Genomic DNA, 15,116 nt, shown 5'->3' with positions numbered 1-15,116 from the left:
TATTGTTTGTGTTGGGGCGATGTGGCGTCGAATCATTTACCATCCTGAAGTTAACTACGCCTTGCGGCAAACGCTGGTGCTCTGTCTGCCGGTCGCGCTGGGCTGGCTGGCTGGCGACCTGCAAAAAGGTCTGCTGTTCTCACTAGTGCCCGCCTGCTGCAACATCGCCGGTCTCGATACTCCGCATAAACGCTTCTTCAAACGTCTGATTGTAGGCGGCAGCCTGTTTGCCCTCGGCAGCTTCCTGATCCAGTGGCTCACCCTGCATGCGATTCCACTGCCGCTGATCCTCTTCGCTATGCCTTTGCTGCTCGGCGTCACCGGTGAGATTAGTCCGCTGCATGGCCGTCTGCTGCCCGGCACCCTTATTGCCGCCATCTTTACCCTCAGCCTGATTGGCCGCATGCCCATCTATGTCACTCCACTGCTCTATATCGGCGGCACGCTCTGGTATGGGGTATTTAACTGGTTCTGGTTCTGGCTGTGGAAAGAGCAGCCGATGCGTGAGAGCCTCAGCCTCATCTACCGCGAACTGGCCAACTACTGCGACGCCAAATATACCCTGCTTACACAGCTGACCGATCCCGAAAAAGCGCTGCCGCCGCTGCTGGCTCACCAGCAGAAAGTGGTCGATCTGATCAACACCTGTTATCAGCAGATGCACATGCTGTCGGCCAGCCGCGATCACAGCCATAAGCGGCTGACACGCGCTTTTCAGGTGGCGCTCGATCTGCAGGAGCATATCTCGGTCAGCCTGCATCGGCCGGAAGAAGTACAGAAGCTGGTGGAGCAGAGCCATGCTGAAGCGGTGATCCGCTGGAATGCCAAAACCATCTCCGCCCGGTTGCGGGTGCTGGCGGATAACATCCTTTATCACCAGTTACCCGACCGTTTTGCGATGGATAAACAGCTCGGCGCGCTGGAGAAAATTGCTCATCAGCACCCCGATAATCCGGTGGGTAATTTCTGCCTTTATCACTTCAACCGCATTGCGCGCGTGCTGCGCACCCAGAAGCCGCTTTACCAGCGCGATCTGATGGCAGACCGCCAGCGCCGCCTGCCGCTGTTACCGGCGCTGCGAAGTTATCTCTCGTTTCGCTCGTCGGCGCTGCGCACGGCGGGTCGCTTTGCGGTGATGCTGATGCTGGGCAGTGCGCTGGCGCTGTTCTTCAACATCCCTAAGCCCTACTGGATCCTGATGACCATTATGTTCGTCAGCCAGAACGGCTACAGTGCCACCCGCGTCCGTATCCAGCACCGGGCGCTGGGCACCTTTGCAGGACTGGTGATTGCGGCTGCCACGCTGCGGCTGGCGGTGCCGGAGTCACTGGTACTGCTGATCATGCTGGCGATCACCTTTATCAGCTATCGCTTTACCCGCCAGTTTTATGGCTGGTCGATGATTGGCTTTACGGTCACGGCGGTTTACTCGCTGCAACTGCTGTCACTGAATGGCGCGCAGTTTCTGCTGCCGCGACTGATGGATACACTGATGGGCTGTCTGATCGCCTTTGGCGGGATGCTGTGGCTGTGGCCGCAGTGGCAGAGCGGCTTACTCCGGCAGAACGCCCACGATGCGCTGGAAACCTATCAGGATGCGCTGCGGCTCTTGCTGGGCGATGAACAGTCGCCAGAGAAACTGGCTTATCAGCGCGTGAAGGTTAATCAGGCACACAATGCACTGTTTAACTCGTTAAATCAGGCGATGCAGGAACCCGCGTTCAACTCGCGCTATCTGAGTGATATGCGGCTCTGGGTCACGCACAGTCAGTTTATCGTCGAGCATATCAATGCGATAACGATTCTGGCGCGTGAGCACACGATGCTGACCGCCTCGCTGGCTCAACGCTATCTGCAGTCCTGCGAAATTGCGCTGCAGCGGTGTCAGCAGCGGCTGGAATATGATGGTGAAAGCTCACAGGTGAATCTGCTGGATGACCTGGAGAACATCAGTGAGGGACCGATCACGGTGGTGGAACAGCATGTGCGGCGCATTCTCGATCATCTGAGCGTGATGTACACCATTTCATCGCTGGCGTGGAACCAGCGACCGCAACATGGCCGCTGGTTAATCAGACGCTTACGCAAAAACTAAGCTAGCCGTTGAGCACTTTGCCAACGGCAGTAGCGAAGCGGCTCATGCCCTCTTCAATGTCAGCAGGCTCGATGATCAGCGACGGAGCAAAGCGCATCACGTCGGTGCCAGCCACCAGCACCATCACCCCTTCAGCGGCAGCAGCATTCAGAATGTCGCGCGACCTGCCGGCATGCTGAGGTTTCAGCGCCGCGCCAATCAGCAGACCTTTGCCGCGAATGTCACTGAACAGGTCATACTTCGCGTCGATGGCCTGCAGCGCCGTGACAAAGTGCTGACGACGCATCTCCACACCCGCCAGCACTTCCGGCGTATTAATAATATCCAGCGCGGTTTCGGCAATGGCACAGGCGAGCGGGTTGCCGCCATAGGTGGTGCCATGCACGCCCGGTGCCATGGTCGAAGCGATATCATTCGTGGTCAGCATGGCGCTGACCGGGAAACCGCCACCCAGCGCTTTGGCTGAGGTCAGGATATCGGGCTGGACACCATAATGCTCATAGGCGAACAGTTTGCCGCTACGTCCCATACCGCTCTGTACTTCGTCCAGTACCAGTAGCGCCTGATGCTGATTGCAAAGTGAACGCAGTCCCTGCATAAATTCCTGTGTCGCGGGCATGACGCCCCCCTCACCCTGAATCGGTTCAACCACAATGGCACAGGTGTGATCGTCGATTACTGCTTTCACGGCGTCCAGGTCATTAAACGGCACGTGGACAATGTCCGCCGGCTTCGGGCCGAATCCGTCAGAATATTTTGGCTGGCCGCCGACCGTAACGGTAAACAGCGTCCGGCCATGAAAAGCGTTATGAAACGCGATGATCTTACTTTTAAACGGGCTGTGACGTTTGCAGGCGTAGTAACGCGCCAGCTTAAACGCAGCTTCATTGGCTTCGGCACCGGAGTTGGCGAAGAAGACGCGATCGGCAAAAGTCGCCTGTATTAACTTACTGGCAAGACGTAACGCCGGTTCGTTGGTAAAGACATTGCTGGTGTGCCACAACGTTTCGCCCTGGCTCTTCAGTGTTTCCACCAGCGCAGGATGGCAGTGTCCAAGTGCGGTAACGGCAATACCACCCGAGAAGTCGATATACTCTTTGCCCTGCTGATCCCATACGCGACTGCCCTTGCCTTTTACCGGCACAAACTGCGCAGGTGCATAAACAGGCAAAATAACGTTATCGAACGTCTCCCGCGTGACCGCAATTTTTTCCGCTGCCATTAGTGACCCCATTTGAATGAATGTTGTGCAACATTGAAATAATAATCACAAAATATGCATAAAAAATCACTCAAAGGCAACTTATTGCGCAAGGAAATTACGCAGCAGCTGATGTCCCTGCTCGCTGAGAATGCTTTCGGGATGGAACTGCACGCCTTCCAGCGCCAGGGTTTTATGGCGGAATCCCATAATCTCGTCAGGCTCGCCATCACGCACCGTCCAGGCCGTCACCTCGAACGCATCGGGCAGGGAATCACGCTGCACAATCAGCGAGTGGTAGCGGGTCACGGTAAGGGGATTATTGAGATTTCGGAACACGCCCTGACCGGTGTGCTGAATCGCGGAGGTTTTGCCGTGCATCACCTGACGCGCCCGCACCACCTGCGCGCCGTAGGCCTGCGCGATCGCCTGATGGCCCAGACAGACACCCAGCACCGGCACGTTACCGGCGAAGTGACGGATCGCCGCCAGCGAGATGCCCGACTCTGACGGCGTGCAGGGGCCAGGCGAGATCACCAGATGGGTCAGCGGTAACGCTGTCATCTGCTCCAGGGTGATGGCATCATTGCGCACCACCTGAACCTGCGCACCCAGCTCGCAGAAATATTGATAAAGATTCCAGGTAAAGGAGTCGTAATTGTCGATAAGCAGCAGCATGACGCGTCCAGAATGATAAACCGCGCCGCTATTCTACGCGGTTAAGCCGCCTCACTCACCACTTTCGCAAACACCTGCTCCAGCGGGGCCAGGTCTCCGGCTACACCCGCCTGATTAGCGGCTTTCCAGCTCTCTGTGTCCGTCTCTTCCCACGACAGCAGATAACCGGCATGCAGCGCCAGCTGTTCAAAGAAAATCCGCTGCGCCCGGCCATTTCCATGACGGAAGGGATGCAGCATATTGATTTCGCAGTAATAATGGGCGATGCGCTGGATAAATGCGTCACGCGTCAGCTCAGCGAGTCCTTTCTCTTCTTCCAGCATGGCCATCAGCGCGTTGCCTTCCTTTTCAATATATTCAAAATGGCAGAACGGCGTATCATCACGCCAGATATCGATGGTGCGCAGTTCGCCGGCCCAGCTGTAAACGTCCTGGAACAGCGTGCGGTGGATCTGGCGCAGGTAAGGCAATCCGGGATTACGCGGTCCCAGTTCCAGCGTAGCAACACGTGCTGCACTGAAGCTCAGCTCCGCCTTGCGCAGTTGCGCGGCGTCATGAATGTCGGCCAGATTTTTCAGCACTGTGTCATGCTGCCACAGATAAGGATCCTGAGTCACAGCGGTATCAGAGTCCATATTGCCTCCTCAGTGACGCCAGGCGTGCAACCGCATCTTCACTGTTCAGGCTGGTTTCATTCGGCGCAAAGCCTTCCAGCTTACAGCTGGCCTGATAGCTGGCGCTACGCCGCTGTTGCCACAGAGTGACCTTCTGTTTTTCGGTGAGTTTGTTCGCCATACCGCCTCCTGCTCAGGTTTTTGCCCTAAGTATAAGAGCAAATTCTGGCTTTGCCGGAAGCGGCAGGCGGTCGCCATCCGCAGATGGCGACAAAAAACGTTAAGGCAGGACTTTGGCGGAGAGGATAACTACCGGTTTGGACGGCACATTCTGGTACGGACCCACATCTTTGGTCGGCACCTGAGAAATTTTTTCAACCACATCCTGACCCTTCACAATCTTACCAAATACGGCATAGCCGAAATCGCGCTGGCCGTGGTCGAGGAACGCATTATCCGCGACGTTGAGGAAGAACTGGCTGGTGGCACTGTCTTTATCGGCGGTACGCGCCATAGAGATGGTACCGCGCAGGTTACGCAGTCCATTGTCCGCTTCGTTTTTAATTGGCGCGTTGGTCTGCTTCTGCTGCATATCCGTGGTAAAGCCACCACCCTGCACCATAAAGCCTGGGATCACACGATGAAAAATGGTGTTGTTGTAAAAACCGTTGTTGACGTAATCAACGAAGTTTTTCACAGAAACCGGCGCTTTCTGGTTATTCAGTTCGAGTTCGATATTGCCGGCGGAGGTGGTGAGCAGAACGTGGGTGTCACCTTTTGCGGCCAGCGCCTGGGCGGAAACGGAAGAGAGCGCTAACAGGGTGATGGCCGCTGTTAAAGTACGTTTAAACATAAAAGATTCCTTACCTGGGAGAGCGGGCACAAAAACGTGATTGATTGTAAAGAGACTCTATTCCATGAGCCAGCGTTTTACCTATATTTACGCTGTTGCGGCAAAAGCACTGAGCAAACGTTAAACAATCGTAATTGCGTGATTAAAATCACACAACGCATGAAATATGGATCTGTAGTTTCACTGCTGGTTTATTAAGATCACAGTTCCGTTTACACTTTCTGACACTTTTTGGCACCCGGTTCTCAACAGGTTCAGAACATGACAAACCGTAATCGTATTGGCCTTACCTGGATAAGCTTCTTCTCCTACGCGCTGACCGGCGCGCTGGTGATCGTTACCGGCATGGTAATGGGCGATATCGCAAAAGATTTCCAGATCCCCATCTCCAGCATGAGTAATACCTTCACCTTCCTCAACAGCGGCATCCTGGCGGCAGTTTTCCTGAACGCCTGGCTGATGGTGATTGTGCCACTGAAGCGTCAGCTGATTTTCGGCTTCGTCCTGATGGTACTGGCGATAATCGGGTTGATGACCAGCCGCGATCTGACCGTCTTCTCGCTCTGTATGTTTGTGCTGGGCGTGGTCAGCGGCATCACTATGTCGATCGGCACCTTCCTGATCACTCACCTGTATGAAGGCCGTCAGCGTGGTTCACGCCTGCTGTTTACCGACTCCTTTTTCAGCATGGCGGGCACGCTGTTTCCGGTGCTGGCAGGCATTCTGCTGGCGCGTCAGCTGCCGTGGTATTGGGTCTACGTCTGCATCGGTGTTATCTACGTCGCCATCTTCGTCATGACGCTGTTTGTGGAGTTCCCGGTGCTGCGCAAGCCTGAGAACAGCCCGACCGTTGAGAAAGAGAAATGGGGTGTGGGCGTGCTGCTGCTGGCTGTCGCGGCACTCTGCTACATTCTGGGCCAGCTCGGCTTTATCTCCTGGGTGCCGGAATATGCCACCAAAGTTATGGGCATGAACATCAATGACGCCGGACAACTGGTGGGCAGCTTCTGGACGGCATATATGGTCGGAATGTGGGCTTTCAGCTTCCTGCTGCGCTTCTTCGATCTGCAGCGCATTCTGATGGTACTGGCGGGTCTGGCTACAGTGCTGATGTACTGGTTTGTCAGCAGCAGCGATGCCGGCATGCTGAAATGGATCATCATGATTCTGGGCTTCAGCTCAAGTGCTATCTATACCACCATCATCACTCTCGGCTCGCTCCAGACCAAAGTGGCGTCACCGAAGCTGGTGAACTTCATTCTGACCTGCGGCACCGTCGGCACCATGCTGACCTTTGTGGTCACGGCGCCTATCGTTGAGAAAAGTGGTGTGCATACCGCACTGGCGACGGCGAACGCGCTTTACGCCGTGGTATTTGTGATGTGTGCCCTACTCGGCTTTGTCAGCCGTCATCGTACTCACGGTCACGTCACGCATTAATCCTTCAGGGCGGCGAGCGATCGCCGCCCTGCTCGTTAACGCCGGAAATCTACGCGTTCCCGTTCCCGCCAGTAAATCTCGCTTTCTGCAGGCTTCGTCTCCGCCACGACCACACCGCGACGCAGCGAATAGCGCACCGGGACCTGCCTTCTTACCGCATCAAAACCGCTCTCTGCTGGCAGTATAATCAGACTGGCTTCATTGCCGCTCTGAATGCCATAGCCTGCAAGCTGCATCGTCTTCGCGCTATTATGCGTAATCAGATCCAGACCTGCATCAATCTGCTCATAGCCCATCAGCTGACAGACATGTAATCCCATATGCAGCACCTGCAGCATGTTGGCGGTGCCCAGCGGATACCAGGGATCAAACACATCGTCGTGGCCGAAGCAGACGTTGATCCCGGCCTCCAGCATCTCTTTTACCCGCGTAATGCCGCGCCGCTTAGGATACGTGTCAAAGCGACCCTGCAGATGAATATTGACCAGCGGATTGGCAACAAAGTTAATGCCCGACAGCTTCAGCAACCGGAACAGCCGTGAGGCGTACGCGCCATTGTAAGAGTGCATCGCGGTGGTATGACTGGCCGTCACGCGTGCGCCGTTGCCATCGCGATGTGCCAGCGCCGCCACGGTTTCCACAAAACGTGACTGTTCATCATCGATCTCATCGCAGTGAACATCGATCAGCCGGTCATAGCGGTCAGCCAGCGCAAAGGTTTTATGCAGCGACTCAACGCCATATTCGCGGGTGAATTCGTAGTGCGGAATCGCGCCGACCACATCCGCGCCCAGCCGCAAGGCTTCTTCCAGCAGCGCTTCGCCGTTGGGATAGGAGAGAATGCCCTCCTGGGGAAACGCCACTATCTGAATCGTGATCCAGGGTGCCATCTCCGCTTTCAGCTCCAGCATTGCTTTCAGCGCCGTCAGTGACGGATCAGACACGTCAACATGGGTGCGCACAAACTGAATGCCGTTGGCGATCTGCCACTTCAGCGTCTGTAACGCCCGCTGTTTCACATCTTCGTGGCTGAGCAGCGCCTTACGCTCGGCCCAGCGCTCAATCCCTTCAAACAGCGTGCCGGACTGATTCCATGCCGGTTCACCCGCCGTCTGGGTGGTATCCAGATGAATATGCGGCTCAATAAAGGGCGCGCAGGCTAAGCCGCCCTCGCCGTCCAGCGACTGCTCCACCGGAGAAGGCTGCTGCGGCTGGGCTGAAATTCGGACTATTTTTCCATCGGCGATTTCGATTTGCCACAACCCTTCCCGCCAGGGCAAACGCACGTTATTGATCCACTTAGGTGACAGCATGGCTGATTCCTTATCCGATTAACCTGTGTGGTTAAAACTAACACGATTCATACCACCCGCGGCAATGCAGGATATTCAGCAGGTTAGCTTCTTCAGACAAACCTGATTAAAATCAAATATATACCTCTTAATGGGTATATGGCATTGTGGTTGATGCATATCAATAAGCGTCAGAAAGGGCGCGCTATTGTAGCCGCAGATATCGCAAATTTGAGGCAAAAATGAGCAAGCAAAATGTCGTCGTTATCGGTAACGGCATGGTCGGCCACCGCTTCATAGAAGAGTTACTTGAGAAAGCGGAACCCGACCTGTTTTCGCTGACCGTCTTTTGTGAAGAACCCCGCGTCGCCTACGACCGTGTCCACCTGTCCGCTTACTTCTCCCATCACACCGCCGAAGAGCTGTCGCTGGTTCGTGAAGGCTATTACGACAAACATCAGGTCAATCTGCTGCTGGGCGAGCGCGCCATCACCCTTAACCGTGATGAGAAGCTCATCCACTCCAGCACCGGTCGCGCGGTTCACTACGACACACTGATTTTTGCCACCGGCTCTTATCCGTGGATCCCTCCAATTAATGGTGCCGAAGGCAGCGACTGCTTTGTCTACCGCACTATCGAAGATCTCAACGCCATTGAAGCCTGCTCGCGTCGCAGCAAACGCGGAGCGGTAATTGGCGGCGGTCTGCTGGGACTGGAAGCAGCGGGCGCGCTGAAAAATCTGGGTATTGAAACCCACGTCATTGAATTTGCGCCGGTACTGATGGCAGAACAGCTCGATCAGCAAGGCGGGGAACAGCTGCGTCGTAAGATTGAGCAGATGGGCGTGCGGGTCCACACCGGCAAAAACACCCAGCAGATAGTGCATCATGAGCACGGCGGTAAAACGCTGCAGTTCGCCGACGGCAGCGCGCTGGAAGTCGATTTTATTGTCTTCTCCACTGGCATTCGCCCGCAGGACAAACTGGCGAAGCAGTGTGGATTAACGCTGGGCCCGCGCGGCGGCATCGCCATTGATGATCAGTGCCGCACCAGCGATCCCGCCATTTACGCCATCGGTGAGTGTGCCGCCTGGCAGAATCGCCTCTATGGCCTGGTGGCGCCAGGTTACAAAATGGCGCAGGTCGCCAGCGACCATCTGCTGGGCCGCGATAATGCGTTTACCGGCGCGGACATGAGCGCCAGGCTCAAACTGCTGGGTGTCGATGTCGGCGGCATTGGCGATGCGCGCGGCACCACGCCAGGCGCACGCAGCGTGGTCTGGCTGGATGAAAGCAAATCGGTCTACAAACGCCTGATTATCAGTGAAGATCAGAAAACTCTGCTGGGTGCGGTGCTGGTGGGCGACGCCAGCGACTATGGCAACCTGCTGCAGCTGGTGCTGAATGGTATTCCGCTGCCGGATAACCCGGAAGCGCTGATTCTGCCTGTGGGCAGCGGAGATAAACCGGCCATCGGCGTCGATTCCCTGCCAGATACCGCGCAAATCTGCTCCTGCTTCGACGTCAGTAAAGGCGACATCATCAGGGCGGTTCAGGGTGGCTGTCACACCGTGGCCGCGCTGAAAAGCAGTACCCGAGCTGGTACGGGCTGCGGCGGCTGTATCCCACTGATTACTCAGGTACTTAACAGTGAACTCAGTCGTCAGGGCATCGAGGTCAATAACCACCTTTGTGCCCACTTCGCCTGGTCACGTCAGGAGCTGTATCACCTGATTCAGGTGGAAGAGATTAAATCCTTTGATGAGCTGCTGGTCCGCTATGGTCAGGGTTACGGCTGTGAAATATGCAAGCCTGCGGTGGGCTCCCTGCTCGCCTCCTGCTGGAACGAATACGTACTCAAGCCGCAGCACGCACCGTTGCAGGACAGCAACGACCTCTATCTGGGCAATATCCAGAAAGATGGCACCTATTCGGTCATCCCGCGCTCGCCCGGCGGTGAAATCACGCCGCACGGACTGAAAGTGATTGGCGAGATCGCCGAACGTTATCAGCTCTATACCAAAATCACCGGCTCGCAGCGCATCGGCTTGTTTGGCGCGCAGAAAGACGATCTGCCCGCTATCTGGTCACAGCTGATCGAGGCCGGATTTGAGACCGGCCAGGCCTATGCCAAGGCGCTGCGTATGGCGAAAACCTGCGTCGGCAGCGCCTGGTGCCGTTACGGCGTGGGCGACAGCCTCGGCTTCGGCGTTATGCTCGAGAACCGCTATAAAGGCATCCGTACGCCGCACAAAATGAAGTTTGGTGTCTCTGGCTGCACCCGTGAATGCGCAGAGGCACAGGGAAAAGATGTCGGCATTATCGCCACCGAAAAAGGCTGGAACCTTTACGTCTGCGGCAACGGCGGCATGAAACCGCGTCATGGCGACCTGCTGGCGGCAGATCTCGATCAGCAGACGCTGGTCACCTATCTCGACCGCTTCATGATGTTCTATATCCGCACCGCCGATCGCCTGCAGCGCACCTCGCTGTGGCTGGAGAGTCTGGAAGGTGGCATCGATTATCTGTGTAGCGTGATTGTGGATGACAAACTCGGCCTTAACAGCCAGATGGAACAGCAGCTCGCCGCGCTGCGTGCCAGCGTTCGCTGTGAATGGCAGGCGACGCTGGAAGATGAGAGTCAGCTGACGCACTTTACCCACTTTATCAACTCGCCGCAGCGCGACCCTGCAGTGCAGCGGGTGACAGAACGCAATCAGCATCGCCCGGCGCGCCCTGAAGAACGTATTGCCGTGACCCTGATTGAGGAGATCGAATTATGAGCCAGTGGAATCCGGTGTGCCCGCTGACGCAGATCCTGCCCGCTACGGGCGTCTGCGCGCTGGTCAAAGGTCAGCAGGTGGCTATCTTCCGCCCGCGCGACGATGAGCAGCTTTATGCCATCAGCAATATCGACCCGTTTGCCGATGCCAGCGTACTATCACGCGGCATCATCGCCGAACATCAGGAGGCGCTGTGGGTGGCCAGCCCGCTGAAGAAGCAGCATTTCCGCCTCAGCGATGGCTACTGCATGGAGGATGAAACGCGCTCCGTGGCGGCCTGGCCGGTGCGGGTCAACGCCGGACAGGTTGAAGTCTGCCTGTAACGCCTGTCAACTGCCCGCCTTAGCGGGCTTTTTTAAGGACCTCTGATGGACTACTTCCCCTTGTTCTGCCGCCTGCAGAGCCGACGCTGTCTGCTGGTCGGCGCGGGTGACGTGGCGGAGCGAAAAGCGCGCCTGCTGCTGGCGGCCGGTGCCGATCTTTGGGTCGGTGCCCCCGATTTCTCCCCTGCCTTCCTGCAATGGGCGCAGCAGAAAGCCGTCACGCTGCTGCCCGGGCATTTTGATCCCACGTGGCTGACCGGCTGCTGGCTGGTTGTCGCCGCCACCAATCACGATGCGGTCAATCAGCAGGTGGCAGACGCAGCTGAAAAACAGCAGATTTTCTGTAATCTGGTGGATGCGCCGCAGCAGGCCAGCGCCATTATGCCGTCGATCATTGACCGCTCCCCGCTGATGGTCGCCGTCTCTTCCGGTGGACGCGCGCCGGTGCTGGCGCGGCTGCTGCGGGAGAAACTGGAGGCGATGCTGCCACAACATCTGGGTCAGCTGGCGCAGCTGGCGGGTGGCCTGCGCGATCGGGTGAAAAAGCAATTCGGCTCCCTCAATGCCCGCCGCCACTTCTGGGAGCGCTTCTTTCACAGCGAGCGGCTGGCCCAGACGCTGGCTAACGGCGACAGTGAACGCGCGGATCAGATTACCAACGCGCTTTTTAGCGCAGACCTTCCGCAACAGGGTGAAGTGGCGCTGGTCGGTGCCGGTCCGGGCGATGCCGGATTGCTCACACTCAAAGGTTTGCAGCTGATCCAGCAGGCGGACGTCATCGTCTATGACCGGCTGGTTTCCGATGAGATTTTGAATCTGGTGCGCCGCGATGCCGAACGCTTCTTCGTCGGTAAACGCGCCGGACATCACTGCGTGCCGCAGGATGCGATCAATCGGCTGCTCTGCGAACAGGCGCAGCGCGGAAAACGCGTGGTGCGGCTGAAAGGTGGCGATCCCTTTATCTTTGGTCGCGGTGGTGAAGAGCTGGAAGCGCTGGCGCAGCTGGGGATTCCGTTTAGCGTGGTGCCGGGCATCACCTCGGCATCAGGCTGTGCGGCCTACAGCGGTATTCCCCTGACCCATCGCGATCATGCGCAGAGCGTCAGGCTGGTTACCGGGCATCTGCAGAAATCCGCTACGCTCGCCTGGCAGACGCTGGCAGCAGAGCAGCAGACGCTGGTCTTTTATATGGGGCTGGGCCAGGCCGGAGAAATTCAGCAGCAGCTGATAAAACATGGGATGCGCAGCGATATGCCGGTGGCGCTGGTGGAAAACGGCACCAGCACGCGTCAGCGCGTGGTCACCGGAACACTGAATGAGCTGGAAGCGTTAGCCGGTCAGGTGAGCAGCCCCAGCCTGATGATCATCGGCAGCGTGGTAAGTCTGCGCGAAAGCCTGCGCTGGTTCTGAATGGGCAAATAAAAACGGCGGGCACAATGCCCGCCGTTTTTTATCCGCTCAGCCATTACGGCATCGCGACAAAGCCTACCGCTTCGTAAACCTTCTTCAGCGTTTCCTGCGCCTGTGCGCGTGCTTTCGCCGCGCCATCACGCATCACCTGCTCCAGCAGCGCTTCATCGTTGCGAAAGCTGTGATAACGCGTCTGCAGCTCAGACAGCATGCCCGACACCGCATCGGCTACTGCGCCTTTCAGGTGGCCATACATCTTGCCTTCGAACTCCTGCTCCAGCTCAGCGATGGTTTTACCGGTCACGCCCGACAGAATATCCAGCAGGTTAGAGACGCCCGCTTTCTCTTTAATGTCGTATCGCACCACTGGCGGCTCTTCAGAGTCAGTAACAGCACGTTTGATCTTCTTCACAACCGCTTTCGGATCTTCCAGCAGGCCGATCACGTTGTTGCGGTTATCGTCAGACTTGGACATTTTTTTGGTCGGTTCCAGCAGCGACATTACGCGCGCGCCAGACTTCGGAATGAACGGCTCTGGCACCCGGAAAATATCGCCATAGATCGCATTGAAGCGATGCGCGATATCGCGGCTCAGCTCCAGATGCTGCTTCTGATCTTCACCGACCGGCACCTGATTGGTCTGATAGAGCAGAATGTCTGCCGCCATCAGCACCGGGTAGTCGAACAGCCCGGCGTTGATGTTCTCTTCGTAACGCGCTGATTTGTCCTTGAACTGCGTCATACGGCTCAGTTCACCGAAATAGGCGTAGCAGTTCAGGATCCAGCTCAGCTGCGTGTGCTCTGGCACATGCGACTGAACAAAGATGGTGCTTTTCTGCGGGTCGATACCACAGGCCAGATAGAGCGCCAGCGTATCCAGCGTCGCTTTACGCAGTGCAGCAGGATCCTGACGCACGGTGATCGCGTGCAGATCAACAATGCAGTAAATGCAGTGGAAATCATCCTGCATCTGCACCCACTGACGCAGCGCTCCCATATAGTTGCCAATGGTCAGTTCGCCGGACGGCTGTGCGCCGCTGAAAACGATGGGTTTCATACTTGAGTCCTGATATTTACAGCCCCAGTGCGGGCAAAAGTTCGTCGAAAGAGTCGAGGGTTAAATCGGGCTGGCTTGTGGCAATCGGCTCGCCATAGTTATAGCCAAAGGTCATACCGACGTTGGGTACGCCTGCCGCCTGCGCCGCCTGGATATCATTGCGAGAGTCGCCAACAAACAGCAACTCGTTCGGCAGTACGCCGAAGGTGCCCAGCACCATGAAGATCGCTGCAGGATGCGGTTTTTTAACCGGCACATCGTCGCCACCGATAATCAGCGAAAACGCATCGGCAATGCCAAGCGATTCAAGCAGCGGTGCCACAAACGGCGTTGGCTTGTTGGTCACAATCGCCATCGGCAGCCCGGAAGCTTTTAAGGCATCCAGCGTCTGCTTCACCTGCGGGAACAGCGTGCTGCCTGCGTCCACGGTGTTGGCGTAGTGGCGGTCAAACAGCGCGCGTGCATCGCGCTGCTCTTCCGGCTGGGGCTCACGGCCCAGCGCAAAGGTCAGCGCACGGGCCATCATGATATCGGCACCGTTGCCAATCCAGGTTGAGACACGCTCAAGGCCCGCCTGCGGCAGGCGGAGATCGTTCAGCGTACGGTCGATCGCATCGGCAAGGCCTGGCGCGCTATCCACCAGCGTGCCATCGAGATCAAACGCCAGCGCACGAATATCAGTGAAATGAGCCATTGGCTTTCTCCAGTTCGTTCCGCATATCATCGATCACTTTTTTATAGTCAGGATGACCGAAGATGGCAGAACCAGCGACAAACATATCGGCACCAGCAGCCGCAATCTCGCGGATATTGTCGATCTTCACGCCGCCATCCACTTCAAGACGAATGTTGTAGCCGCTCTGATCGATACGTCTGCGCGCTTCACGCAATTTATCCAGGGTACCGGGAATAAATGACTGACCGCCAAAACCAGGGTTAACGGACATCAGCAGAATGATATCCAGCTTATCCATGACGTAGTCGAGGTAGCTCAGCGGGGTCGCCGGGTTAAACACCATACCCGCTTTACAGCCGTGCTCTTTAATCAGTTGCAGGGTGCGATCAACGTGTTCGCTGGCTTCGGGATGAAAGGTAATATAGGTGGCACCGGCTTTGGCAAACTCCGGGACCAGCGCATCCACCGGCTTCACCATCAGATGCACATCGATGGGTGCAGTGATGCCATAGTCGCGCAGTGCTTTCAGCACCATCGGACCCATGGTCAGATTAGGGACGTAGTGGTTGTCCATTACGTCGAAGTGAACCACGTCACCTCCGGCCGCCAGCGCTTTGGCTGTGTCTTCGCCCAGGCGGGCAAAGTCCGCCGACAGGATTGAAGGGGCCAGCAAATATTGTTTCATCCGATTCTC

At 56.7% G+C, this 15,116-nt stretch carries 14 protein-coding genes; 5 read left to right on the top strand and 9 right to left on the bottom strand.

Annotation, left to right across the window (positions count from 1 at the left end):
• The first annotated feature begins 19 nt into the window (after positions 1-19).
• Entirely contained in the window at positions 20-2,095 is a 2,076-nt protein-coding gene (locus tag QSK07_RS18805; protein ID WP_013359266.1) for a YccS/YhfK family putative transporter, read from the top strand.
• Between the two features lies 1 nt (position 2,096).
• On the opposite strand, the gene argD is transcribed toward QSK07_RS18805, so the two are convergent.
• The 5 genes from argD to ppiA form a co-directional block, all read right to left on the bottom strand.
• Positions 2,097-3,317 carry a bifunctional acetylornithine/succinyldiaminopimelate transaminase gene (gene argD, locus QSK07_RS18800; RefSeq protein WP_285722277.1) on the bottom strand — a complete coding sequence of 407 codons (1,221 nt, stop codon included), beginning with the start codon at positions 3,315-3,317 and terminating at the stop codon, positions 2,097-2,099.
• Positions 3,318-3,398: 81 nt separating this feature from the next.
• Positions 3,399-3,974, bottom strand: coding sequence for an aminodeoxychorismate/anthranilate synthase component II (locus QSK07_RS18795; protein ID WP_285722275.1), 576 nt, complete (start codon positions 3,972-3,974; stop codon positions 3,399-3,401).
• A gap of 41 nt (positions 3,975-4,015) precedes the next feature.
• Positions 4,016-4,609, bottom strand: coding sequence for a putative adenosine monophosphate-protein transferase Fic (locus tag QSK07_RS18790; protein ID WP_285722273.1), 594 nt, complete (start codon positions 4,607-4,609; stop codon positions 4,016-4,018).
• The gene (locus QSK07_RS18785) at positions 4,599-4,769 is read right to left on the bottom strand and encodes a YhfG family protein (protein WP_285722271.1); all 171 of its coding nucleotides are present in this window, start codon (positions 4,767-4,769) and stop codon (positions 4,599-4,601) included. The genes QSK07_RS18790 and QSK07_RS18785 overlap by 11 nt, the downstream gene beginning before the upstream one ends.
• 99 nt (positions 4,770-4,868) lie before the next feature.
• Positions 4,869-5,441, bottom strand: a complete 573-nt coding sequence (ppiA, locus tag QSK07_RS18780) for a peptidylprolyl isomerase A (protein WP_003852970.1) — start codon at positions 5,439-5,441, stop codon at positions 4,869-4,871.
• Positions 5,442-5,702: 261 nt separating this feature from the next.
• On the opposite strand from ppiA, the gene tsgA reads away from it, so the two are divergent.
• Positions 5,703-6,881: an MFS transporter TsgA gene (tsgA, locus tag QSK07_RS18775; protein ID WP_285722269.1), complete on the top strand. Its 1,179-nt coding sequence runs from the start codon at positions 5,703-5,705 to the stop codon at positions 6,879-6,881.
• A gap of 35 nt (positions 6,882-6,916) precedes the next feature.
• On the opposite strand, the gene QSK07_RS18770 is transcribed toward tsgA, so the two are convergent.
• Positions 6,917-8,194 carry a cytosine deaminase gene (locus tag QSK07_RS18770; RefSeq protein WP_275222242.1) on the bottom strand — a complete coding sequence of 426 codons (1,278 nt, stop codon included), beginning with the start codon at positions 8,192-8,194 and terminating at the stop codon, positions 6,917-6,919.
• Between the two features lie 221 nt (positions 8,195-8,415).
• On the opposite strand from QSK07_RS18770, the gene nirB reads away from it, so the two are divergent.
• The 3 genes from nirB to cysG are packed head-to-tail and all read left to right on the top strand — an operon-like array spanning position 8,416 to position 12,689.
• Positions 8,416-10,956, top strand: coding sequence for a nitrite reductase large subunit NirB (nirB, locus tag QSK07_RS18765; RefSeq protein ID WP_285722266.1), 2,541 nt, complete (start codon positions 8,416-8,418; stop codon positions 10,954-10,956).
• The gene (gene nirD, locus QSK07_RS18760) at positions 10,953-11,279 is read left to right on the top strand and encodes a nitrite reductase small subunit NirD (RefSeq protein WP_098052209.1); all 327 of its coding nucleotides are present in this window, start codon (positions 10,953-10,955) and stop codon (positions 11,277-11,279) included. The genes nirB and nirD overlap by 4 nt, the downstream gene beginning before the upstream one ends.
• Positions 11,280-11,324: 45 nt before the next feature.
• Entirely contained in the window at positions 11,325-12,689 is a 1,365-nt protein-coding gene (cysG, locus tag QSK07_RS18755; protein WP_285722264.1) for a siroheme synthase CysG, read from the top strand.
• 55 nt (positions 12,690-12,744) lie between these two features.
• Here the strand turns inward: cysG and trpS are convergent, their stop codons facing one another.
• The 3 genes from trpS to rpe are packed head-to-tail and all read right to left on the bottom strand — an operon-like array spanning position 12,745 to position 15,107.
• On the bottom strand, positions 12,745-13,746 hold the full coding sequence (trpS, locus tag QSK07_RS18750) for a tryptophan--tRNA ligase (protein ID WP_285722262.1): 1,002 nt from the start codon (positions 13,744-13,746) through the stop codon (positions 12,745-12,747).
• A 16-nt stretch (positions 13,747-13,762) separates the two neighbouring features.
• Positions 13,763-14,440, bottom strand: coding sequence for a phosphoglycolate phosphatase (locus tag QSK07_RS18745; protein WP_285722260.1), 678 nt, complete (start codon positions 14,438-14,440; stop codon positions 13,763-13,765).
• Positions 14,424-15,107 carry a ribulose-phosphate 3-epimerase gene (gene rpe, locus QSK07_RS18740; protein WP_098052205.1) on the bottom strand — a complete coding sequence of 228 codons (684 nt, stop codon included), beginning with the start codon at positions 15,105-15,107 and terminating at the stop codon, positions 14,424-14,426. The genes QSK07_RS18745 and rpe overlap by 17 nt, the downstream gene beginning before the upstream one ends.
• Between the last annotated feature and the right edge of the window lie 9 nt (positions 15,108-15,116).

Origin of the sequence: Pantoea sp. QMID4 (assembly GCF_030270445.1) — a bacterium.
GTDB classification, from domain to species: Bacteria; Pseudomonadota; Gammaproteobacteria; order Enterobacterales; family Enterobacteriaceae; genus Pantoea; species Pantoea vagans.
Note: the sequence above shows the minus strand (reverse complement) of the source record. Positions and strands in the feature narration are given on the sequence as shown.